Source organism: Plantactinospora veratri (genome assembly GCF_036421995.1).
Classification (GTDB): domain Bacteria; phylum Actinomycetota; class Actinomycetes; order Mycobacteriales; family Micromonosporaceae; genus Plantactinospora; species Plantactinospora veratri.
Genome location: NZ_JAZGQL010000015.1, coordinates 77180 through 99440 on the forward strand (window position 1 = coordinate 77180; position 22261 = coordinate 99440).

Below are 22261 nucleotides of genomic sequence, written 5' to 3' on the forward strand. Positions count from 1 at the left end.
CGCGCGGTGGGAGTCCCGCGCACCGTCAGTCGATCCGTTCGGCTCCGGCCCCCGGGGTGACGGTGAAGCTGGACGGGGCGCGGAAACCACGTCCGGCGTACGCCTCGGCGACCGCCAACGCCACCGTCTCGGCGGCCGCCGCGTCGACCAGGGCGAGTACGCAGCCGCCGAACCCGCCCCCGGTCATCCGGGCCCCGTACGCCCCGGCGGTCAGGGCCGCCTCGACCGCGGTGTCCACCTCCGGGACGGTGATCTCGAAGTCGTCCCGCATCGAGGCGTGCGAGGCGGTCAGCAGCGGCCCGATCTCGGCGAGCCGGCCGGCGCGGAGCAGTTCGACGGCCTGGCGTACCCGCTGGTTCTCGGTAACCACGTGCCGGACCCGGCGGCGTACCGTCTCGTCGTCGAGCCGGGCCAGCGCGGCGTCGAGCCGGTCGACGGTCACGTCCCGCAACGCCGGCACGCCCAGCGCGGCGGCGGCGGACTCGCAGGCGGCGCGGCGGGCGGCGTACTCGCCGCCGACGTGCCGGTGCGGCGCGTTGCTGTCGACGACCAGGATGGCGAGCCCGGCGGCGTCGAGGTCGAACGGCACCTGCTCGACGGCGAGCGTCCGGCAGTCCAGGAAGAGCGCGTGGCCGGGCCGGCAGCGCAGGGACGCGGACTGGTCCATGATCCCGCACGGCATCCCGGCGTAGTCGTTCTCGGCCCGCTGCGCCAGCGCCGGCCGGTCGTCCAGCGGCAGGTCGAGTTCGCCGAGGTCGGCCAGGGCGGTGAGTACGGCGGACTCCAGCGCCGCCGAGGAGGAGAGTCCGGCCCCCAGCGGCACGTCGGAGGCGATGGCGAGCCGGGCCACCGGTACGTCGTACCCGGCCTCGCGCAGCGCCCAGACGACCCCGGCGACGTACGCCGCCCAGCCGGTCACCCGGCCCGGTTCGGCGGCGTCGGCCCGGCCGAACGAGATCCGCTCACCGGCCTGCTCGGACCAGACCGTCCAACGGCGCCCCTGCTCCGGTGCTGCCGCGACGACGGTGCGCTGCGGCAACGCGAACGGCAGCACGAAGCCGTCGTTGTAGTCGGTGTGTTCGCCGATCAGGTTGACCCGACCGGGCGCCGCCCACACTCCGGCGGGGCGTTCGCCGCCGTACTCGGTGGAGAAGCCGGCGGTGGCGCGTTCGGTGACCGGCCCGACCGGCCGGCCCGGGTGGTTGGTCGCGGCGGGGCGGTGGCCGGTGTCGGGGCGGCCGGTCACGACGCCGCTCCGCCGAGGAGCTGCTCCCGGTAGAACGTCCAGGCGTCGGCGACGATCTCCGGCAGGGCCGGCTTGGCCGGGGTCCAGCCGAGGTCGGCCCGGGCCCGCTCGGCGGAGGCGACCAGCGCGGCCGGGTCGCCGGGGCGGCGCGGTGCGGTCTCGACCGGTACCGGATGCCCGGTCACCTCGCGGACCGCCTCCACCACCTGACGGTTGGAGAAGCCGCAGCCGTTGCCGAGGTTGAAGACCTGGTGCGCGCCGGCCTTGGCGGCATCGAGGGCGAGCAGGTGTGCCCGGGCCAGGTCCTCGACGTGGATGTAGTCCCGGACGCAGGTGCCGTCCTCGGTCGGATAGTCGTCGCCGAAGAGTTGCAGCTTGTCGCGGCGGCCGGCGGCCACCTGGAGGGCGATCGGGATCAGGTGCGTCTCCGGCTCGTGCCGCTCACCGAGCGCCACCCCGTTCCGCAGGTAGGCGCCGGCGACGTTGAAGTAGCGCAGCGAGACCGCAGCCAGCCCGTGCGCGGTGGCCATCGAGGTGAGCGCCAGGTCGACGGCGAGCTTGGTGGCGCCGTACGTGCTGGTCGGCAGCGGGGTGCTGGTCTCCTTGATCGGCGTCTCGGTCGGGTTGCCGTAGACGGCGGCGGTGGAGGAGAAGACGAACCGGGGTACCCCGGCGAGCCGGGCGGCGTCGAGCAGCGCCAGTGAGCCGACCGTGTTGACCTGCCAGTAGAGCTCCGGCCTGACCATCGACTCCCCGGCCGCGATCAGGGCGGCGAAGTGCAGCACCCCGTCGAAGCCGGCGTCGGGGGTGAGCACCCGGGACACGTCGGCGATGTCGGCCCGGACGAAGGTGGCCTCCGGGGCCAGTGCCTCGGCGTGCCCGGTACGCAGGTCGTCGAGGACCACCACGTCGTGTCCGGCGTCCAGCAGCAGCCGGGTGACGACGCTGCCGACGTAACCGGCACCTCCGGTGACGAGCAGTTTCACGCCTGTGCCCTTTCTGCTTCGGTACGGCCGGAGCAGCGCCGACTCGTCGGTGCCGCCGTGCGGGTTCTGTTTACTGCCGTGCAGGTTCGCGTTCGACGCCGAGGCCCTCAGCATTCCACCATGTTCTGCCAATTCTGCACAGAGTCGAACATCGGTCGGTGGGATGACGCGGGCCCGGAGGTGCCCACATCGGGCACCTCCGGTGTCTACCATCCTTGGCATGCGGGACGGCGGCAGTACCGGGCCCCGGCGACGATCGCCGGGGCGTCCTCAACGGCAACCGGGTCCACTCGCGCGAGCCCTGGCCCGGATCATCGTACGGGCGGCGGACGGCTCGACCCGACTGGTCACCGCGCTGCTCGGGGCCAGCCCGACGGCGGGTCGGGAGCAGATCAGCGAGGCGGAACTCCGGGACCTGGTCGCCGCGAACACCCGGCTCGACCCGGTCGAACGGCGGATCATCGACGAGGTACTCGTGGCCGGCGCCAGCCTGGTCCGGGAGGTGATGATGCCCCGGACCGAGGTGGTCTTCCTGGCCGCCGGACTGCCCCTGAAGGAGGCGGCCCAACTCGTCCGGGTCGAGACCCACACCCGGTATCCGGTGGTCGACGGCACCTCCGACGACGTGGTCGGCTTCGTGCACCTGCGCGACGTACTGCTCCGCCCGGACGACGACGTCTGCACCACGATCGGGGACCTGACCCGGGAGGTGAAGAAGATCCCCGGCAGCAAGCGGGTACTGGCGGCGCTGACCGAGATGCGCCGCGAGCGCCACCACCTCGCGGTCGTGGTCGACGAGTACGGCGGCACGGCCGGGATCGTCACCCTGGAGGACCTGATCGAGGAGCTGGTCGGCGAGATCCACGACGAGTACGACAGCGCGCCCGACCCGGTGCCGACCGGCGGGCCGACCGAGGTGGACGGCCGGCTCAACCTCGCCGACTTCGCCGAACGGGTCGGCTTCGCCCTGCCATCCGGCCCGTACGAGACGGTCGGCGGGTTCGTGATGGCCGCCCTCGGCCGACTGCCGGTCTGCGGTGACGAGGTACCGGTGCCGGGCGTGGCCGAAGCCGGTGGGTCCGGCAACGGCGGTGGTTCGGGCCGCTCGGCGGGCGGGCACCGCAACGGTGACGACCAGGAATCCGGCTCCGACCCGGACGGCTGGCTGCTGCGGGTGCTGGCGGTCGAGGGCCGCCGGGTGGCCAGGGTCGGCATCTCGGTGGCCCGGCTTCCGGAGCAGCAGCGGGCCAGCGTGCCGGCCGCGCGCACCGACGGGCACCGGGAGGGGCACGGCGAGGGGCACCGCGAGGGGCGCGACGAGGGGGAGACCGGGGACGCCGCCGAGTCCTCGCCCGGCTCGGCCGATCTCCGCTGATTCGCGACCACGGTGGTGCCAGGACCGGGGCCGGTCAGATGATCTGGAGTTTGCGCCAGGTGGCACCGTCGGCCGAGTAGGCCGCCCAGCCGGTACCGAAGAGGTCGTAGGCGACGTAGCCGGCGACGGTCCGCTCCAGCCGGGCGAGCGGCGGCAGGCTCCCGCCGGCCCGCTGGAAGGTCACCCCGTCGTCGGCGCTCAGATAGAGCTGCCGGTCGGTGCCGGTCACCAGCAGCCGGCCGTCCAGCAGCGGCACCAGCGCACCGGCGAGCCCGGCCGGCCCACCCGACCCGCCGGCCCGGCTCCGGGTGAAGGTCTCGCCACCGTCGGCGGAGTGGTAGAGGGCCAGCAGGGTCCGGTCGGTGCCGAGCACCGCCGCGTACGCCTGGCTGCCCAGGCTGGCCACCTCGACCGTACCGGCCGCAGGGGTGGCGCCGGGCAGGTCGACGGTGCGCCAGTTGGCGCCCCGGTCCCGGGTCATCGCGACCGCGGCGCGACCGTCCCGGAAGCCGCCCACCCACCAGGCCCCGTCGGCGCCGGCCGCCGGCGCCACCCAGCAGACGTCGAGACCGGGTTGGCTCGCCGGGACACCGGCCCGGCTCCGCTCCGGCCGCCACACCTCCACGTCGAGGTCGCACCGTCCGCCGCCCGGCCCGGCCCGGAGCAGGTCGCCCCGGGCCGCCGGGACCTGGCCGGCCCCGTTCCCGGTGCCGACCTCCCGCCAGCTTCGGCCCTCGTCCGTCGAGGCGTACGCCCCACCGGGGTGGCTGACCAGCAGCCGCCCGTCGGGGAAGGCCGCCAGCTCCAGGTCCCGCTGCCCGGTACTGCTGGCCGGCAGTTCGCTGTACTGCCAGCTCGCGCCGCCGTCGGTGGTGCGGGCCAGGTTGGCCGGGCAGGGCTCGGCGGCCCCGCAGCGAGCCAGCAGATAGCCGTGGTCGGGGTCGACGAACTCGACGTCGCCGATCGTCCCCGGCACGTGTGTGACGGCGGAGGCGGTGAGCCCGTTGATCGTGATCCCGGCCCCGGTGTAGACCGGGCCGCCGGGCGGTGCGTCGGCCACCGGCGGTGGTGCCGGCGGGGTGCCGTCGGGCGTCCACGGCTGGAGCGCCACGGTCGCCACGACCGCCAGGCCGAGCAGGGCGGCGCCACCGGCCGCGCCGGTCGCGTGCCGGCGGCGACGCCGGGTCGCCGCGCGGTCCCGGATCCGGGCCAGCGGCGGCTGGTCGATGCTGTCCAGCAGCGCCGCCCGGCCGCGTGCCAGCCGGGTGTCGAGGTCCGGGCCGGAGAGGTCTCGGTCAGGCATCTCTCACCCCCGTCGCACCGCCGGTCGTACCCGGGCCGGTGGTTCCCGTCCTGGCGGCCATCGCATCCGGCCGACCCACCGGCCGGTTCGCGCGTTCGGCGCGCCGGTCGGTGCCGTCGGCCGGCAGGTCCGGTCGGCCCCGCGATGCCGATGCCGGGTCCGATCCCGATCCCGGCGCCGGGGCGGGTCCGCCGGTGCCCTGGTAGTCGCCGAGTCGGGCGGCGAGCGCCGTACGCCCCCGGGACAGCCGGGACTTCACCGTGCCGGTAGGTACCCCGAGCACGGACGAGATCTCCTCGACCGGCAGGTCGGCGAAGTAGTGCAGCACGATCACCTCCCGATAGCTGACCGGCAGGCCGGCCAGGGCCTCCCGCAGGTCGGTCCGCTCGGGTCCGGGAGCGGCCTCGACCAGTCGGGTCACCGGACGGTCCCGCAGCAGGATGGTGTCCAGCACCTGGCGCCGCCGCCAGCGCCGCCGTACGACGTTGACCGCGACCGTACGCAGCCACGCCTCGGGGTTGTCGACGCCGGCCAGCCCGTGCGGCCGGGCGATCGCCCGGGCGAACGCCTCCTGCACCACGTCCTGCGCCTCGGTCAGGTCCGTGGTGAACGCGTAGACCTGCGCGACCAGCCGCCGGTAGCAGGCGTGGTACAGCTCGCCCATCGCCTCGTCCACCGCGCCCTGCCCGCCGCCGGCGGAGCGTCCGCCCCGATCCCGTGCCAAGCGCTGTCCCTCCCGGCCGGGCGGTACGCCGCTACCCGAGTGGCGGCGGAGCCGCCGACCGACTCCGGTTTCAGGGTACGAGTCCGCAGCGCCACGCCAGGTTCCCCGGTTTTCCGTGGCCACCCCCGGGCCCCGTTCGGCAGCGTGCGGGGCCGGACGAGGTGGCCGGGGCGGATTGGCACGGGGGCGTGCGGACACGCTCCCACGGTTGCTGTCAGAATTGCCGGCATGTCCGACGCTCCTGCCCGGCCCCGGGTGCTCTCCGGGATCCAGCCGACGGCCGACTCGTTCCACGTGGGCAACTACCTGGGTGCGGTACGCAACTGGGTGGCGATGCAGGAGACGCACGACACCTTCTACAGCGTGGTCGACCTGCACGCGATCACCGCCGGGCACGACCCGGTGGCGCTGCGGCACTCCACCCGGGTCGCGGCGGCGCAGCTCTTCGCGGTCGGGCTGGACCCGGAGCGGACCACCCTCTTCGTCCAGTCCCAGGTGCCGGAGCACGCCCAGCTCGCCTGGGTGCTGAGCTGCATCACCGGGTTCGGCGAGGCGAGCCGGATGACCCAGTTCAAGGACAAGTCGGTCAAGCAGGGCGCCGACCGGTCCAGCGTCGGGCTCTTCACCTACCCGATCCTTCAGGCCGCCGACATCCTGCTCTACCAGGCCGACGCGGTGCCGGTCGGCGAGGACCAGCGGCAGCACCTGGAACTGACCCGCGATCTGGCGCAGCGGTTCAACACCCGGTTCGGGAAGACCTTCACCGTGCCGGCGCCGTACATCGTCCGGGAGACCGCGAAGATCACCGACCTCCAGGACCCGACGGCGAAGATGTCGAAGTCCTCCTCGTCGCCGGCCGGGATCATCATGTTGCTCGACGACCCGGCGAAGTCGGCCAAGAAGATCAGGTCGGCGGTGACCGACACCGGGCGGGACATCCTCTTCGACCCGGAGCGGAAGCCGGGGGTCTCCAACCTGCTGGTCGTCTATTCCGCGTTGACCGACCGGAGCGTCGACGAGCTGGTCGAGGCGTACGCGGGTAAGGGCTACGGGGACCTGAAGAAGGACCTGGCCGAGGTGGTGACGGAGTTCGTCCGGCCGATCCAGCAGCGCACCCAGGGCTACCTCGACGACCCGGCGCAGCTCGACAAGCTGCTGGCGATCGGTGCCGAGAAGGCCCGCGCGGTCGCCTCGGTCACGCTGCGCGAGGCGTACGACCGGGTGGGGTTCGTGCCCGGTACGCGGAACGGCTGAGCCCGCCGGAGGTCCCGGCGGGAGTCAGACCGCCGGGTCCGGGACGTGGTCGCCGGGCGGCGCGCTGCCGGCCGGCGGGTGAGTGGAGCGGAGTGTGGTTGTCACGGACGGATCGCAGGATCCGGGAACTCCGATGACCCGGATCGGAGTCGCCGTCGATGTGCCGGAGCCGTGGTGCGAGTTCCTCACCCGGCGGCGGGCGGAGGCGGGTGACCCGCAGGCCGCGTACGTGCCGGCGCATCTGACGCTGCTCGGGCCGACCGACGTACCCCTGGCGAGCCTGCCGGAGGTGGAGCGGCACCTGACCGAGGTGGCGGCCAGGCACCGGCCGTACCTGCTGCACCTGCGCGGCACCGGCACCTTCCGGCCGATCACCGAGGTGGTCTTCGTGGTAGTGGCGGCCGGGATCAGCGAGTGCGAGCTGCTCGCGGCGGCGATCGGCCGGGCGCCCGAGCTGCGCCGGGAGAGCCGTTTTCCCTACCATCCGCACGTGACGGTCGCCCAGGACGTCGCGCCGGAGGCGCTGGACCAGGTCTACGAGGACCTGGCCGACTTTTCCGCGCTGTTCAAGGTCGAGAAGTTCACCCTCTTCTCACACAGCGGCGACGCCCGCTGGCAGCCGCGCCGGGACTTCCCGCTCGGCGGCTGAGTCCGGTCCGGCGGCTGAGTCCGGTCCGGCGGTCGGGAGTCGGTTCGGTGTCGAGGTGCCGGCGTGGCGGGTCGAGCGGGCCCCGCGCCGGCTGGCGATGGACAAGGATGGCGGCGTGAACGCGTTCGAGCGGGCGGTGCTGCGCGTCGACGCCCGACTGACGGCGTACCGTCGACGGTCGCCGTCGTTCGACCACCTCGCCCGGGCGGTGGGCCGCTACACCGACGTGCTCGGCCCCCGGCTCGCGGCCGCGATCGCCTACTACGGCTTCTTCGCGGTCTTCGCCCTCGGCCTGGTGGCGTACGCGGTGCTCGGCGCGCTGCTCGGGGACAGCGCGGAGAGCGGCGAGGTGATCGTCGGGTTCATCAAGCGGAACCTGCCGTTCGTCGATCCCGAGCAGATCCGGCAGAGCAGCAGCCGCCCGGGGATCATCGGGTTGATCCTGTTGGCGGTCACCGGGATCGGCTGGGTGGAGTCGATCCGTTCCTCGCAACGGTTGATCCACGGGCTGGCCCAACACCCGGGCTACATCGTGCTGCGCCAGCTCGTCGACCTGGCCGTACTGCTGGTGATCTTCGTGTTGCTCGGGCTCTCGATCGGTGCGGTGGACGCGCTGGAGTCACTGCTGAGCTGGCTGCTGGGGGCGCGTTCGATCGGGCTCACCATCTGTAGCTGGTTCCTGGCGTTCCTGATCAACATGCTGCTCGCCTCGGCGCTGCTGCTCGCCGTACCCCGACTGCGGATGAGTTTCCGGCGGTGGCTGCCCCCGGTGCTGCTTGTCGCGCTGGGCGTGACGTTGCTGAACTCGGTCGGCCGGTACTACGTGGTGCGCTGGGAGCGCAATCCGGCGTACACGGTGGTGGCCGGCGCGGTCGGTCTGCTGATCTATCTCTATCTGCTCAACCAGTTGCTGCTCTTCGGTGCGGCGGTCGCGGCGACGAGTCGGCAGGGGAAGGTCCAGGACCTGACCGGGGCGCCGGAGGTGCCCGATCCGGCCCGGCCGCAGCCGCCGACTGCGGCCGGGTGAGGATGGTCGGTGGGGCCGGCGGCAGCCGAGCGTGATCGGCCGCGGGGAAAGTGACCTGAGCTGTGATTCGGGCAAAAGCCACTAACCGTACGGCGATCACCGCGATGATGAGTCCCGTGGGCGCACTAGTGACGTTGGACCTGCCGGATGACTCGCCGATCCTCGCCCTGCCCTGGATCATCACCTTCGGGCCGCTGGACGACGACGCGGAGTGGGAACCGGTGGTCTGCGGCCCGTACGAGCGGCCCCACGCGCTGGCGCTGGCCGAGTCGGTGGTGGCCGACGAGGAGCTGATGGCGGTGGTCGAGCCGCTGCTGCCCCGGGTCTCCGCCGAGGAGATCCGGGCCGAGATCGCCGCCGCGCAGATCGCGGTCGAGGCCGAGGACGAGGCGGCGGACCTCGACGACACCAGCATCTACGGCGACTACGAGGATCTCGGCGAGGAGGAGGTGATCGGCGAGAGTACCCGGGTCCAGGCGCACCCCCGGCAACCTCCGGACCCCACCGAGGTACGCGCCGGTATCGCCCGGATCGCCGCCCTGCTCACCCGCTCTGCCCCCTGATCCGCTCTGCCCCCTGATCGCTGTGCCCGCTGATTGCTCTCCCGCCCGCTGATCGGTCTGCCCGCTGACCGCTCTGCCGGCGGGCGAACGGATGGCCGGGCCGGAACGCACCGGTGCTCCGGGAACGCGCTCCCGGAGCACCGGCACCACCATCCCCTCCACCACAAAGGGGTCGCGGCCCCGGCCGCCCGTCGGCGCGGAGCGCGGCGGACGACCAGGTCGATAGTGGGTTACCCGGTTGGCGGCCGGATGAACCACCCCGCCGTATCGGTCGGCAGCCGGGCCGGGTCGTCAGCCGGACCCGGCGGCTGGCTGCGCAGGACAGGCGTCCCGTAACCGTCGACGGCGACCGGCTCGGCGCCGAAGTTGACCACGCAGACCAACTCCGCCGCCCCGGCCGCCGGCCGGCTGAAGGCGAGCACCCCCGGCTCGCCCTCCAGCCAGGTCACCCCGCCCGGCTCGGTCGCACCGCCGGCCGGCGCGGTGTGCTCGCGCCGCAGCCGGAGCGCCGCCCGGTAGAGCTCCAGGGTCGAGTCCGGGGAGCCGGTCTGGGCGGCGACCGAGAGGGCCCGCCAGGTGGGCGGGACCGGCAGCCAGGCCGGAGCGCCGCCGGCCGGACCGAAGCCGTACGGCGGGACGTCGCCACTCCACGGCAGCGGTACCCGGCAGCCGTCCCGGCTCTCGCCGGTGCGCCGGAACGCGGGATCCTGGCGCAGCTCGTCCGGCAGGTCGAGTACCTCCGGGAGGCCGAGTTCCTCGCCCTGGTAGAGGTAGGCGCTGCCGGGCAGTGCGAGCATCAGCAGCGCGGCCGCCCGGGCCCGGCGCAGCCCGAGCGCGCCGTCGCCGTACCGGGTCACGTGCCGCTGCTTGTCGTGGTTGGAGAGTACCCAGGTGGTCGGGGCGCCGACGATCGCCGACTCGGCGAGCGCGGTGTCGACCACCTTGCGGAACGAGTCGGCCGACCAGGTGGCGTCGAGGAAGTCGAAGTTGAACGCCTGGTGCAGCTCGTCCGGGCCGACGTAGCGGGCCAGCCGCTGCGGGGTCTCCGCCCAGGCCTCGGCGACCGCCATCCGGCCGCCGGGATAGCTGTCCAGGATCGGCCGCCAGGCCCGGTAGATGTCGTGCACCTCGTCCTGGTCGAAGTAGGGCAGCCGGGCCCGGCCGAGCAGTTCGACCTGGCGCTGGCCGGCCGGCACCCCGTCGCCGACGTCCGGCAGCCCGTCCGCCTTGATCATTCCGTGCGCCACGTCGATCCGGAAGCCGTCGACGCCACGGTCGAGCCAGAACCGCAGTACGTCGGCGAACTCGGCGCGTACCTCGGGGTGCCGCCAGTTCAGGTCGGGCTGGGCCGGGTCGAAGAGGTGCAGGTACCACTGGCCGTCCGGGACCCGGGTCCAGGCCGGGCCGCCGAAGATCGATTCCCAGTCGTTCGGTGGAAGTTCGCCGTCGGCGCCCCGGCCGTCCCGGAACAGGTAGCGGTGCCGTTCGGCCGAGCCGGGCGGGCTGGCCAGGGCGGCGACGAACCACGGGTGCGCGTCCGAGGTGTGGTTCGGCACGATGTCGACGATGATCCGCAGCCCCAGGGCGTGCGCGTCGGTGATCATGGTGTCGAAGTCGTCGAGCGAGCCGAAGATCGGGTCGACGTCCCGGTAGTCGGCGACGTCGTAGCCGCCGTCGACCATCGGCGAGCGGTAGAACGGGGTCAGCCAGAGCGCGTCGACGCCGAGATCGCGCAGGTACGGCAGCCGGCTGCGTACCCCGGCCAGGTCACCGGTGCCGTCGCCGTCGGCGTCGGCGAAGCTGCGGACGTAGACCTGGTAGACCACCGCGGACTTCCACCAGTCCTCGGGCCGGTTGGGTGAAGGGCTCATCTGGACTTGTCCGTTCGTCGGGCACGGGGATGCCGGGCGGGTCAGAGCAGGATGCCGGGCCGGCTCTGCAAGAGTCGGGCAGTTCTTGCGCAAGAAGATTGCCGGCGCTGCCCGCCGGCTCCGGTCGGTTCAGACCGGCAGCGGCAGGTCGGCGGGGGGCCGGGGCTGGTCCGTCGGCCTCTCCAGCACCCCCGGCACCACCGCCGTCGAGCCGCGCACCACCAGTTCGGGCCGGAAAATGTATTCCGAGTGCGGTGCGGCGTGCCCGTGGATCTCGTCGACCAGTGCCCGTACCGCCGCCACCGCCATCGCGGTGACCGGCTGCCGCATCGTGGTCAGCGGCGGATCGGTGAAGGCCATCAGCGGGGAGTCGTCGTAGCCGACCACGGAGAGGTCGGCCGGCACCGACAGGCCGCGCTGCCGGGCCGCCCGGATCGCGCCCAGCGCCATCAGGTCGGAGCCGCAGACCAGCCCGGTCACGCCCCGGTCGAGCAGCCGCGCGGCGGCCACCTCGCCACCCTCCACACCGAACAGTGACAGCTCGGCCAACTCGTTCAGCTCGGCGTCGGGGAGCCCTACCAGCCGCCTCATCGCGGCCTTGAACCCGGCCACCTTGCGCTGCACCGGCACGAACCGGCCGGGGCCGGTGATCAGGCCGATCCGGCGGTGCCCGAGCGCGACCAGGTGGGCCACGGCCAGCTCGCCGGCCTCCCGGTCGTCGCAGGAGACGAAGGGCGCCGGCAGCCCGGGTTGGTAGCCGTTGACCAGCACGATCGGCAGCGGCCGGGCGATCAGCGTGCGGTAGCGGGCGGGATCGGCGGAGGTGTCGGCGTGCAGGCCGGAGACGAAGACGATTCCGGAGACCTGCCGGTCCAGCAGCATCTCGACGTACTCGTCCTCGGTGACCCCACCGGGGGTCTGGGTGCAGAGCACCGAGGTGTAGCCGGCCTGCGCCAGCCCGGACTCGACGACCTGGGCGAAGGCGGGAAAGATCGGGTTCTCCAGCTCCGGCACCACCAGCCCGACCAGGCCGGCGCTGCGCTTGCGCAGCCGGGCGGGGCGCTCGTAGCCGAGCACGTCGAGAGCGGTGAGTACGGCCTGCCGGGTCTCCGGCGCCACCCCGGGGCGGTCGTTGAGCACCCGCGACACCGTGGCCTCGCTCACCTCGGCCTGTTGGGCGATGTCGGCCAGTCGTGCACGCATGGCGGAACTGTAGCCCACGAGTCGTTTCTTGCGCAGCCCACGGCAAGTACTTGCAGAGCCGTCCCGAGAGTCGGCCCACCGATACGGCCGGTACCAGTGCAACAGGCGCGGGTGGCACGGCGCCGATCACCCGGGAGACGCTTCAAAGGGGACGAATTACCCCGGGGAGATGACGAGTGGGCAGCGGTTGTTGCAAGTGTGTTTGCAAGGGGTTTCGTAATCGGCAACTCCTTGCTACTGTCCCGCCGATACCCGGCCGGCAGACCTAGGAGCGCTAGATGCGTCGCACAGCCAGAGGGATCGTCGTACTCGCCTGCACGACCCTTGCTCTGACGCTCGCCGCCTGCGGCGGCGAGGACGACAAGTCGGGGGAGTCGGGGCAGAAGACCGATCCCGCCGCCCTGAAGGCGGAACTGACCTGGTGGGACACCTCGGACCCGAAGAACGAGGGACCGGCCTTCCAGGAACTCGTCGCGAAGTTCAACCAGACGTACCCGAACGTCAAGATCAACTATCAGTCGGTGCCCTTCGGCGAGGCACAGAACAAGTTCAAGACCGCGGCCCAGGCCAAGACCGGTGCCCCGGACATCCTCCGGGCCGAGGTCGCCTGGGTGCCGGAGTTCGCCTCGCTCGGCTACCTCTACGCCCTCGACGGCTCGGAGCTGACCGCCGACGAGTCCGACTTCCTGCCCACTCCACTCTCGGCGGACAAGTACGACGGCAAGACGTACGGCGTACCGCAGGTGACCGACTCGCTCGCCCTGCTCTACAACAAGGAACTGCTGACCAAGGCCGGCATCAGCTCGCCCCCCGCGACCTGGGCCGACCTGAAGACCGCCGCGCTGGCGGTCAAGCAGAAGACCGGTGCCGACGGCGTCTACGTCAACCCGGCCGGCTACTTCATGCTGCCCTTCATGTACGGCGAGGGCGGCGACCTGGTCGACGCCGGAGCCAAGAAGATCGTCGTCAACTCCGCGCAGAACGTCGCCGGCCTGAACGTGGCCAAGGACCTGATCGCCAGCGGTGCGGCGCCGAAGCCGGCCGCGAACGACGCGTACGGCACGATGATGACCCTCTTCAAGGAGAAGAAGGTCGCGATGATCGTCAACGGGCCGTGGGAGGTCAACAACATCTCCACCGCGCCGACCTTCGGCGGTCCGCAGAACCTCGGCGTCGCCCCGGTCCCGGCCGGCTCGGCCAAGGCCGGCGCACCGGTCGGCGGGCACAACTACGTGGTCTGGTCCGGCATGCCGCAGGAGAAGGTCGAGGCGGCGATCGCCTTCGTCAAGTTCATGAGTTCGGCGGAGTCGCAGGGTTTCCTCGCCGAGAAGCTGGGCCTGCTGCCGACCCGCAAGTCGGCGTACGAGCTGGACGCGGTGAAGAACAACCCGGTCGTCTCGGCGTTCCGGCCGGTGGTCGAGTCGGCGGTGCCCCGGCCGTGGATCCCCGAGGGCGGCCAGTTCTTCGGTCCGCTGGACCAGATGGCCACCCAGGTCCTGGTGCAGAACAAGGACCCGAAGGCCGCGCTGGACGAGGTCGCGAACAAGTACAAGTCCGAGGTCGTACCGTCGTACGGCATGTGATCCGACCGTCGGCGCCGGCCCCGGCCGGCAGACCCTCGGTGCCGGCTCCGGCCGGCGAAACCCTCCGGTACCCGGCGGGGCCGACCGGCGCTGGCCGGCGGCCCTGCCGGGCTCCCTTCCTGGAGCGTTGCTGATGACCACCGTGACCGCCGGCCCGGTGCCGGCGCCCGCGCCGCCCGGACGCCGCCCCGCCGGCCCGTCCCGGCTGCGCCGAAGCTGGGACAAGCACTGGTACGCCTGGGCGATGGTGCTCCCCGTCGTGCTGGTACTCGCGGTACTGATCTTCTATCCGCTGGTCCGCGGCCTCTGGCTCTCGCTGACCAACCTGACCGAGGCCAACCAGGTGGCCGAGGTCTGCACCAGGTCGATCACCGGCGGGGAGGTCTGCAAGGAGAACCCCAACCGGTGGGAGTTCGTCGGGTTGGCCAACTACGCCCGGGTGCTCACCGGTCAGGTCGGCGAGTTCTGGCAGTGGACCGGGGTCACGCTGATCTGGACCTCCCTCTGCGTGGTGTTCCACTACGGCCTCGGGCTGGGGCTGGCCACCATGCTCAACCGGCCGATGCGGCTGCGCGGGCTCTACCGGGTGCTGCTGGTGCTGCCCTGGGCGGTGCCGGCCTTCGTCAGCGCCTTCGCCTGGAAGTTCATCTTCAACGAGCGGTTCGGCCTGGCGAACTCCCTGCTCAGCGCCGTCGGGATCGACCCGGTCGACTGGTTCGCCAACCGGTGGACCTCGCTGTTCACCGCGATCGTCACCAACATCTGGCTCGGGGTGCCGTTCATGATGGTGGCGCTGCTCGGCGGCATGCAGACCATCCCGGACGAGCTCTACGAGGCGGCCGAGATCGACGGCGCCAGCCCGTGGCAGCGCTTCGTCAACATCACCCTGCCGGGCCTGCGCCCGGTCAGCATGACGGTGCTGCTGCTCGGCACCATCTGGACCTTCAACATGTTCCCGATCATCTTCCTGGTCACCGAGGGCCAGCCGGCCGGCCAGACCGACATCCTGGTGACCGGCGCCTACCGGGCCGCCTTCGAGGGGATCCGGAACTACTCGCTCGCCTCGACCTACGGGGTGTTGATCCTGTCCATCCTGCTGGTCTTCTCGATCTTCTACCGGCGGGCACTGCGCAAGCAGGGCGAGGTGTGGTGAGCATGAGCCGATCCGTGCGTACCGGCCGGAGCCCGCTGCGGTCGGTGGGGCTGCACGCCACGCTGATCGTCGCCTCGCTGATCGCGGTCGGCCCGATCATCTGGGTGCTGCTCTCCTCCTTCAAACCCGGGTACGCGGTGCAGAGCAGCGAACTCAGCCTGGTCAAGGACCCGACGCTGGCGAACTACGCGTACGTGCTGGGCGAGACCCGGTTCCTGCGCTGGTTCGGCAACTCGGTGCTGGTCGCCGCGTTCACCATGCTCTTCGGGATCTTCCTCGCCGCCACCACCGGATATGCGGTCTCCCGGTTCAACTTCCCGGGCCGCCGGCCACTGATGACGGTATTCCTGGTCACCCAGATGTTCCCGGTCGCCATCCTGATCGTGCCGATCTACATGATCATGGCTCGGCTGGGGCTGATCAACACACCGGCCTCGCTGATCATCGCCAACCTGACCATCGCGGTGCCGTTCTGCGCCTGGATGCTCAAGGGCTACTTCGACTCCATCCCCACCGCCCTGGACGAGGCGGCGGCGATCGACGGCTGCGGACCGTTCGGCATCTTCTGGCGGATCGTGCTCCCGCTGGCCCGGCCGGCACTGGCGGTCACCGGCTTCTACGCCTTCCTCACCGCCTGGGGCGAGGTCGCGTACGCCTCGGCCTTCATCCAGGAGGACCGGAACTTCACCCTGGCGTACGGGCTCCAGCAGTTCGTACCCCAGTTCAACCCGCAGTGGGAGTACCTCACCTCGGCGGCGGTGCTGGTCACCATCCCGGCCGGGCTGGTCTTCCTCTACGCCCAGCGGCACCTGGTCTCCGGGCTGACCGGCGGCGGCACCAAGGGATGACCGGACCGATGGAACACCCGGCGGGGCACCCGCGCCCACACCACGACGGCTCGGCGCTGCACGTGCCGGAACAGGCCCCGTCGCTCGGCGACACCGTCGACGTCTTCCTCCGGGTCCCGGAGTCGTCCCCGGCCAGCCGGGTGTACCTGCGCAGCACCCCGGACGGCGAGCCGCACTTCACGGCGGCGACCGTCGACCGGCGCACCGACGCCGAGGTGTGGTGGCGGGCCGAGGTCGAGGTACGCAACCCGGTGACCAACTACCGGTTCCTGGTGGTCGGGGCGGACGGGCGGCAGCGCTGGGTCAACGCGCTCGGCGACTTCGGCCACGACGTACCGGACAGCACCGACTTCCGGCTGGTCGCGTACGACCCGCCGCCGGCCTGGGCCCGGGACGCGGTGGTCTACCAGATCTTCCCCGACCGGTTCGCCCGGTCCGCCGCCGCCGACGCCCGCCCGGTGCCGGACTGGGCGATCCCGTGCGACTGGGACCGGACCCCGGTGGTCGGCCGGGGGCCGGAGACGCCGTACCAGTTCTACGGCGGCGACCTGGACGGCGTCGCCGAGCGGCTGGACCACCTCGACCGGCTCGGGGTGAACACCGTCTACCTGACCCCGATCTTCCCGGCCCGCTCCAACCACCGGTACGACGCCGCCACCTTCGACCACGTCGACCCGCTGCTCGGCGGGGACGCCGCGCTGGCCCGGCTCGCCGCCGCGGTGCACGCCCGGGGCTGGCGGCTGCTCGGCGACATCACCAGCAACCACACCGGGGACAGTCACGAGTGGTTCGTCGACGCCGCCTCCGACGCCGACTCCCCGGACCGGGAGCTGTACTACTTCGACGAGACCGGCGACTACGAGTCGTGGCTCGGCGTGAAGTCGCTGCCGAAGCTGAACTGGGGCAGCGCCGAACTGCGCCGGCGGTTCCTGGCCGGACCGGACTCGGTCCTGGCCCGCTGGCTGCACCCGCCGTACGGGCTGGACGGCTGGCGGGTGGACGTGGCCAACATGACCGGGCGGCGCGGCCGGGACGCGTACACCCACGAGGTGGCGGCGGCGCTGCGGGCGGCGGTCGCGGCGACCCGGCCGGACGGGCTGGTGGTGGCCGAGCACGGGCACGACTTCACCGGTGACCTGGACGCGGACGGCTGGCAGGGCACCATGAACTATGCCGGGTTCTGCCGTCCGGTGTGGAGCTGGCTGCGGCACGACGGGCTGGACCTGCCGGACTTCCTCGGCGTACCGGCCGGGGTGCCCCGGCGGGCCGGGCCGGAGGTACTGGCCACGATGCGGGCGTTCGGCGCGCTGGTCTCGTGGCGGGCGCTCACCCACTCGTGGCTGCTGCTCGGCTCGCACGACTCGGCCCGGATCCGCACCGTCGTCGGCGACGCCGGCCGGCAGGAGGTCGCCGTCGGACTGCTCTGCACGCTCCCCGGTACACCGATGATCTTCGCCGGGGACGAACTCGGGCTGACCGGGCGCAACGGCGAGGACTCGCGTACCCCGATGCCGTGGCGGCGGCCGGAGAGCTGGGACGGGGCCACCTTCGAGCGGTACCGGGGGCTGCTCGGGCTGCGCCGGTCGGTGCCGGCGCTGCGGCACGGCGGCCTGCGCTGGGCGTACGCCGACGCGGAGAGTCTGGTCTTCCTGCGCGAGTCGCCGACGGAGTCGGTGCTGGTGCTGGCCCGGCGCGCCACCGCCGAACCGGTCCGGCTGGCCGGGCTGCCCTGGGCCGGGCCCGAGGCGGTCAACCTCTACGGCGGTGCGGACGCCCTGCGCCCCGGCCCGGACGGCGCGCTGACGCTGCCCGGGGACGGCCCGACCTTCCAGGTCTGGCGGCTGCCTTCGGTCAGCTGAGTCTCACTTCGACTTCGGGTCGAGCACCTCACGCATCCGGTTGACCTCGACGGCCTGCTCGAAGGCGATGTTCCGGGCCAGCTCCCGGAGCTGCCGGTCGACGCCGTTCACCAGTACCTCCTGGGCCATCGCGATGGCGCCCTGGTGGTGCGCGCTCATCATCTCGACGAACCTCCGGTCGAAGTCCGTCCCGGTCGTCGCGGTGAGCGTGGCGATCGCCTCCGGGCTCTGCATGCCGTGCATGGTGGGGTGGTCGTGCCCGGTCCCGCCGAGCAGTGCGCCGAGGCCGCGGTCGCGCAGCCAGCCCCGCAGTACCTCGAGTTCGGGCTGCTGGGCAGCCCGGATCCGGTCGGCGACCGCGATCACGCCGGTGCTACCGGCCCGCTCCGGGACCAGCGCGGCCATCTGGAGGGCCTGCTCGTGGTGCGGCACCATCATCGTGACGAACCGGATGTCGGCCGCGTTGTGCTGCGCCCCGGGCGGCGGGGTGAGCTGGTCGGGCCGGAGCACCTGGGCCGACTCGCCCGGCCGGCCGGGCCGGATCACCGGCGCGGTGCCGATGGCCGAGGTGGGCAGGGCCGAGGGGGTCGGTGCCGGGGGCGTGCCGGCCGGGGCGGCGGCCGGAGCGGTCGGTCGACCGTCCCCGCTGGTGGCGACACCGGCGATGCCGAGGGCGAGCAGTACCGCCGCCGACTCCACCAGCGCGAGAAACACGATCACCGGCCGGCGGCTGCCGCCGGTCGCGCTCCTGGCCAACACCACAGCGTGACTCCCGTCCGCCCTGCCGGCCGGTCGTGGCGTAGCCGGGGCTCTGCGCCGGGGCCGGGTCTCAACCCCGGGTCGGCCGATGGTAGCCCGGCCACCGGGACCGTGGAAGATCCAGTACGCCCTGACCTCGGGCTGCCGCCCCGGCCGGACCCGTCCTGATCGGACGGCTTCCGTCACCTACTGTCGCACGCCCTGGCCGGCGAGGAGGGCACGTACGCCGTCGAGATAGGTCCTCGAATCCGGGCCGGCGACGAGTATCCGTTGCAGGGCGAAGCCGGGGATCAGGCCGAACAGGGCGGCACCGACCGCCTCGACGTCGGCGTCGGCCGGTAGTTCACCGGCCTGTTGGGCCCGGCGGGCCAGTTCGACGTAGCGGGACCGGAAGCGGCCGTACAGCCGGGCGACGAACTCGGCCAGTGCGGGATCGCGCAGCGACTCGGCCCAGACCTGGATGGCGAGCGGGAAGACGCCGTCCGGGCCGGTCTGGGACTCGACGAACGCGAGCGCCCGGTCCAGCGCCTCGATCAGCGGCAGTGGCGGCTCGGCCGAGGCCAGCTTCTCGAAGAGCTGGTCCGCACCGTCGAGTACCGATTCGGCGATCGCGGTGACCAACTCCTGCTTGCTGCCGAAGTAGCGGTAGACGGCGCCGACCGAGAGACCGGCCTCGGAGATGACGTCCTGCATCGAGGTGGCGTGGAAGCCGTTGCGCAGGAAGCAGCGCCGGGCCGCGTCGAGGATCTGCTGTCGCCGGGCCGCCAGGTGTTCGTCGGATACGCGTGGCACGGCACACAGCGTAAAACGAACGCTCGTTCCTTGACTGGGTTATCGGCTGGGAGGACCCTGGGAAATAAGAGAACGAGCATTCGTTTTAGGAGGAGTCCGGAGATGACCCATCCGCCGGAGCTGACCCATCCCTCGGAGCTGACCCAACCATCGGCGCCGTCCGAGCCGCCCACCTCGACGCATCTCCGTCGGCCGCTGCCGGTGGCCGTACTGCTGGCCGTGGCGGTGGTGCTGTTGCAGTCGCTGCTCGTACCCCTCTTCGCCGGGCCGGCGGCGAACCTGGAGCCGCGGGACCTGCCGGTGATCGTCGCGGGTCCGGCGCCGGCCGCCGACCGGCTGGTCGGGCAGCTCGACGCCGCCGCACCGGGCGCCTTCGAGGTCACCCGGTTGCCGGACGGCGCGGCCGCCGACCGGGCGCTGCGCGACCGCGAGGCGTACGCCGCCTTCGTGCTCGGCCCGGACGGCGCGACCCTGCACACCGCGAGCGCGGCGAGCCCCACCGTGGCGGCCCTGCTCACCCAGGCGGCCGGGGAGTTCTCCGGCGGCCAGCCCGTCCGGGTGGTCGACGTCGTGCCGGCGGACCCGGACGACCCCCGGGGTGCCGGGTTCGCGGCCGGCTTCCTGCCGCTCGCGCTCACCGGCATGGTGCTCGGGGCGCTGCTGGTGCTGCTGGTGGCCGGCCGGCTCGCCCGACTGGCCGGGTTGGTCAGCTTCGGGCTGCTGGTCGGCGTGGCCGGCCCGCTGGTGCTCCAGGGCTGGCTCGGGCTGCTGCCCGGCGACGCCGTGGCCGTCGGGGCCACCCTCGGGCTCGTCGGCCTGGCGGTCGCGGCCACCGTCGCCGGGCTCGGCGCGCTGCTGGGCCGGCCGGGCATCGGGCTCGGCGCGGTACTCGTCTTCCTGGTCGGCAACCCGCTCTCGGCGGTCGGCGCGGCACCGGAACTGCTGCCCCAGCCCTGGGGCGAGGTCGGCCAGTGGCTCCCGATCGGCGCCGGCGGCACCCTGCTGCGCTCCACGGCCTTCTTCGACGGCGCCGGCCCCACCACCCCACTGCTGACCCTCGCCGCCTACGCCGCCGCCGGGCTGCTGCTCGTCGCGCTTCGGCGGAGGGCTACCTCGGTGAGGTAGTGGCCTCGATCTCCCCGGATGCCACTACCTCCCGAAAGAGCATGATCGCCCACGTCGTCCCCCGGTGGGGGCGGCGTGCGGCGGGGCGGGGGCGGCATGCGGGTGGGGGATGGGGGAGGATGGCCGCCGTGGAACCTCTCCGGCTGATACTCCTCTACGCCCACCTGATCGGTTTCGCCCTGCTGCTGGGTGGTGCCGCCGCCCAGTACGTCACCGGACGGATCCGGATCAACCCGCTGATGCTCTGGGGCGCCGCCATCCAGGTGCTGACCGGGATCGGACTCTCCGCGCCGCTGCGCGACGGCGACGAGCCGGCACCGGCGAAGCTCGCCACCAAGCTGGTGATCGGGCTGATGATCTTCGTGATGGTCTTCTTCTCCCGGAAGCGGGAGGAGGTCAACCGCGGTCACTTCATGGCGATCATCGGGCTGACCCTGGTCAACGCCGCGGTCGCGGTCTTCTGGCGCTGACCCGGCGCCGCTGAGTCGTCAACCCGGCGCCGCCGGGCTCCGGCGCGGCGGTCGGCCGGGCGGAAGGCCCGAAACGGGACGTCCCATAGGTCCAGGTCACGCATCGGGCGGGCCGGGAAGTGATGTCGCGCACCCTGAAGTTACGTAAGGGTAACGGGCGTTCAACAGTCAGGCACGATTGTCGGCCGGTGGACAGGCGCGGGCGTACGCTCCCGTCCGTAACGTGGGACAGCCGGCGGCAACGCGCAGGCCGGCTTAGGGCTGCCACCGCGGTGGGCGGTGTGCAATGGGAAGGAGACCGTCTTGCGCTCTGTGCGTGGGATGCGGATCGTCTCGGTATTCGCGGTGGGCGGGCTCGCGCTGGGCGCCGCCGCCGCGTGTGGTGAGGCACCGAGCGATAGCAACGCGGGCGGCGCCGCGGCCGACAAGTACACCGCGTGCATGGTGACGGACGTCGGAGGTATCGACGACAAGTCGTTCAACACCTCCGCCTGGGCGGGCCTGGAGGCGGCCAAGGCCGCCGACGACAAGATCGACATCAAGTACGTGGCGTCCAAGGCCGAGGCCGACTACGAGCCGAACCTGACCCAGTACGTCAACCAGGACTGCGACTTCATCCTCGCCGTCGGCGGCCTGATGAGCGGGGCGACCTCCAAGATCGCCAAGGCGCACCCGGACCAGCAGTTCGGCATCGTCGACGCGAAGCTGCCGGAGAGCAACGTCTACCCGATGCAGTTCGACACCGCGCAGGCGGCCTTCCAGGCCGGTTACCTGGCGGCCGGGCTGACCAAGACCGGCGCGGTCGCCACCTACGGTGGGGAGAAGATTCCGCCGGTGACCATCTTCATGGATGGCTTCGTCGACGGCGTCGCGCACTACAACAAGGTCAAGGGCAAGTCCGTCAAGGCGATCGGCTGGGACAAGGCGAGCCAGAACGGCTCGTTCACCAACAGCTTCGTCAAGCAGGACGAGGGCAAGAAGGTCAGCGACACGCTGGTCGCCCAGGGCGCCGACATCATCATGCCGGTGGCCGGCGGGGCCGGCCTGGGCACCACGGCCGCCGCCCAGGCCTCCGGCGGCAAGTACTCGGCGATCTGGGTGGACAGCGACGGCTGCGAGAGCACGCCGAACTGCGCCGCGCTGGTCACCACCGTGGTCAAGAACATCAAGGACGCGGTCAGGGAGGCGGTGGTGACGGCGGCCAAGGGCGAGAAGCTGGCGCACGACCCCGGTTACCTCGGCACCCTGGCCAACAACGGCGTCTCGCTGGCGCCGTACCACGAGTTCGACAGCAAGGTGCCGGCGGAACTGAAGACCGAGGTCGACAAGATCAAGGCTGACATCAGCTCCGGTGCGATCAAGGTCACCTCGGCCAGCCAGCCGAAGTGACCCCGGGTGGGGGGGCCCCCCGGGGGGGGGGGGGGGGGGGGGGGGGCGCCCCCCGCCCGGGGGGGGGGGGGCCGGGCGGGGG

General features: G+C 72.4%; 19 protein-coding genes and 1 pseudogene. 12 read left to right on the forward strand and 8 right to left on the reverse strand.

The features are described 5' to 3' along the window. Positions 1-25: 25 nt before the first annotated feature. Positions 26-1246: a galactokinase gene (galK, locus tag V1634_RS20630; protein WP_331209528.1), complete on the reverse strand. Its 1221-nt coding sequence runs from the start codon at positions 1244-1246 to the stop codon at positions 26-28. Further along, positions 1243-2232 (reverse strand): UDP-glucose 4-epimerase GalE, encoded by a 990-nt coding sequence (gene galE / locus V1634_RS20635; RefSeq protein WP_331209547.1) that lies wholly within the window; start codon positions 2230-2232, stop codon positions 1243-1245. Before galE ends, galK begins: the two co-directional genes overlap by 4 nt. Before the next feature lie 220 nt (positions 2233-2452). Here galE and V1634_RS20640 point away from each other — a divergent pair. After that, positions 2453-3478: pseudogene (locus V1634_RS20640) on the forward strand (hemolysin family protein); the annotation flags it as partial. A gap of 163 nt (positions 3479-3641) precedes the next feature. Here V1634_RS20640 and V1634_RS20645 read toward each other — a convergent pair. Both V1634_RS20645 and V1634_RS20650 read right to left on the reverse strand, forming a co-directional pair. Further along, positions 3642-4910, reverse strand: coding sequence for a sialidase family protein (locus tag V1634_RS20645; protein WP_331209529.1), 1269 nt, complete (start codon positions 4908-4910; stop codon positions 3642-3644). After that, positions 4903-5634 carry an RNA polymerase sigma factor gene (locus V1634_RS20650; protein ID WP_331209530.1) on the reverse strand — a complete coding sequence of 244 codons (732 nt, stop codon included), beginning with the start codon at positions 5632-5634 and terminating at the stop codon, positions 4903-4905. Before V1634_RS20650 ends, V1634_RS20645 begins: the two co-directional genes overlap by 8 nt. A gap of 228 nt (positions 5635-5862) precedes the next feature. Here V1634_RS20650 and trpS point away from each other — a divergent pair, with 228 nt between their 5' ends. From trpS to V1634_RS20670, 4 genes are all read left to right on the forward strand, one after another. Beyond that, a complete protein-coding gene (gene trpS / locus V1634_RS20655; protein WP_331209531.1) occupies positions 5863-6888 on the forward strand; it encodes a tryptophan--tRNA ligase in 1026 nt (341 codons plus the stop codon). 133 nt (positions 6889-7021) lie between these two features. Further along, a complete protein-coding gene (locus V1634_RS20660; protein ID WP_331209532.1) occupies positions 7022-7537 on the forward strand; it encodes a 2'-5' RNA ligase family protein in 516 nt (171 codons plus the stop codon). Positions 7538-7652: 115 nt separating this feature from the next. Beyond that, the gene (locus tag V1634_RS20665) at positions 7653-8564 is read left to right on the forward strand and encodes a YihY/virulence factor BrkB family protein (protein ID WP_407951817.1); all 912 of its coding nucleotides are present in this window, start codon (positions 7653-7655) and stop codon (positions 8562-8564) included. Between the two features lie 116 nt (positions 8565-8680). Then, positions 8681-9127 carry a hypothetical protein gene (locus tag V1634_RS20670; RefSeq protein WP_331209533.1) on the forward strand — a complete coding sequence of 149 codons (447 nt, stop codon included), beginning with the start codon at positions 8681-8683 and terminating at the stop codon, positions 9125-9127. Positions 9128-9357: 230 nt separating this feature from the next. On the opposite strand, the gene V1634_RS20675 is transcribed toward V1634_RS20670, so the two are convergent. Both V1634_RS20675 and V1634_RS20680 read right to left on the reverse strand, forming a co-directional pair. Continuing rightward, a complete protein-coding gene (locus V1634_RS20675) occupies positions 9358-10998 on the reverse strand; it encodes a glycoside hydrolase family 13 protein (protein WP_331209534.1) in 1641 nt (546 codons plus the stop codon). A 129-nt stretch (positions 10999-11127) separates the two neighbouring features. Then, the gene (locus V1634_RS20680; RefSeq protein ID WP_331209535.1) at positions 11128-12201 is read right to left on the reverse strand and encodes a LacI family DNA-binding transcriptional regulator; all 1074 of its coding nucleotides are present in this window, start codon (positions 12199-12201) and stop codon (positions 11128-11130) included. A 278-nt stretch (positions 12202-12479) separates the two neighbouring features. Here V1634_RS20680 and V1634_RS20685 point away from each other — a divergent pair, with 278 nt between their 5' ends. From V1634_RS20685 to V1634_RS20700, 4 genes are all read left to right on the forward strand, one after another. Then, positions 12480-13784 (forward strand): extracellular solute-binding protein, encoded by a 1305-nt coding sequence (locus V1634_RS20685; protein ID WP_331209536.1) that lies wholly within the window; start codon positions 12480-12482, stop codon positions 13782-13784. A gap of 133 nt (positions 13785-13917) precedes the next feature. Then, on the forward strand, positions 13918-14937 hold the full coding sequence (locus V1634_RS20690) for a carbohydrate ABC transporter permease (RefSeq protein WP_331209537.1): 1020 nt from the start codon (positions 13918-13920) through the stop codon (positions 14935-14937). Between the two features lie 2 nt (positions 14938-14939). Beyond that, positions 14940-15785, forward strand: coding sequence for a sugar ABC transporter permease (locus V1634_RS20695; protein WP_331209538.1), 846 nt, complete (start codon positions 14940-14942; stop codon positions 15783-15785). 8 nt (positions 15786-15793) lie between these two features. Then, a complete protein-coding gene (locus V1634_RS20700) occupies positions 15794-17644 on the forward strand; it encodes an alpha-amylase family glycosyl hydrolase (protein ID WP_331209539.1) in 1851 nt (616 codons plus the stop codon). 3 nt (positions 17645-17647) lie between these two features. Here V1634_RS20700 and V1634_RS20705 read toward each other — a convergent pair whose 3' ends face one another. Both V1634_RS20705 and V1634_RS20710 read right to left on the reverse strand, forming a co-directional pair. Further along, positions 17648-18400 (reverse strand): DUF305 domain-containing protein, encoded by a 753-nt coding sequence (locus V1634_RS20705; RefSeq protein ID WP_331209540.1) that lies wholly within the window; start codon positions 18398-18400, stop codon positions 17648-17650. A 189-nt stretch (positions 18401-18589) separates the two neighbouring features. After that, positions 18590-19195, reverse strand: coding sequence for a TetR/AcrR family transcriptional regulator (locus tag V1634_RS20710; protein ID WP_331209541.1), 606 nt, complete (start codon positions 19193-19195; stop codon positions 18590-18592). Positions 19196-19297: 102 nt separating this feature from the next. Between V1634_RS20710 and V1634_RS20715 the strand changes: the two genes are divergently transcribed. The 3 genes from V1634_RS20715 to V1634_RS20725 all read left to right on the forward strand — a co-directional run bounded on the left by V1634_RS20715 (position 19298) and on the right by V1634_RS20725 (position 22179). Further along, positions 19298-20320, forward strand: coding sequence for a hypothetical protein (locus V1634_RS20715; protein WP_331209542.1), 1023 nt, complete (start codon positions 19298-19300; stop codon positions 20318-20320). A 128-nt stretch (positions 20321-20448) separates the two neighbouring features. Next, positions 20449-20790 (forward strand): hypothetical protein, encoded by a 342-nt coding sequence (locus V1634_RS20720; protein WP_331209543.1) that lies wholly within the window; start codon positions 20449-20451, stop codon positions 20788-20790. Positions 20791-21111: 321 nt separating this feature from the next. Continuing rightward, positions 21112-22179 carry a BMP family lipoprotein gene (locus V1634_RS20725; protein ID WP_331209549.1) on the forward strand — a complete coding sequence of 356 codons (1068 nt, stop codon included), beginning with the start codon at positions 21112-21114 and terminating at the stop codon, positions 22177-22179. Positions 22180-22261 lie beyond the last annotated feature (82 nt).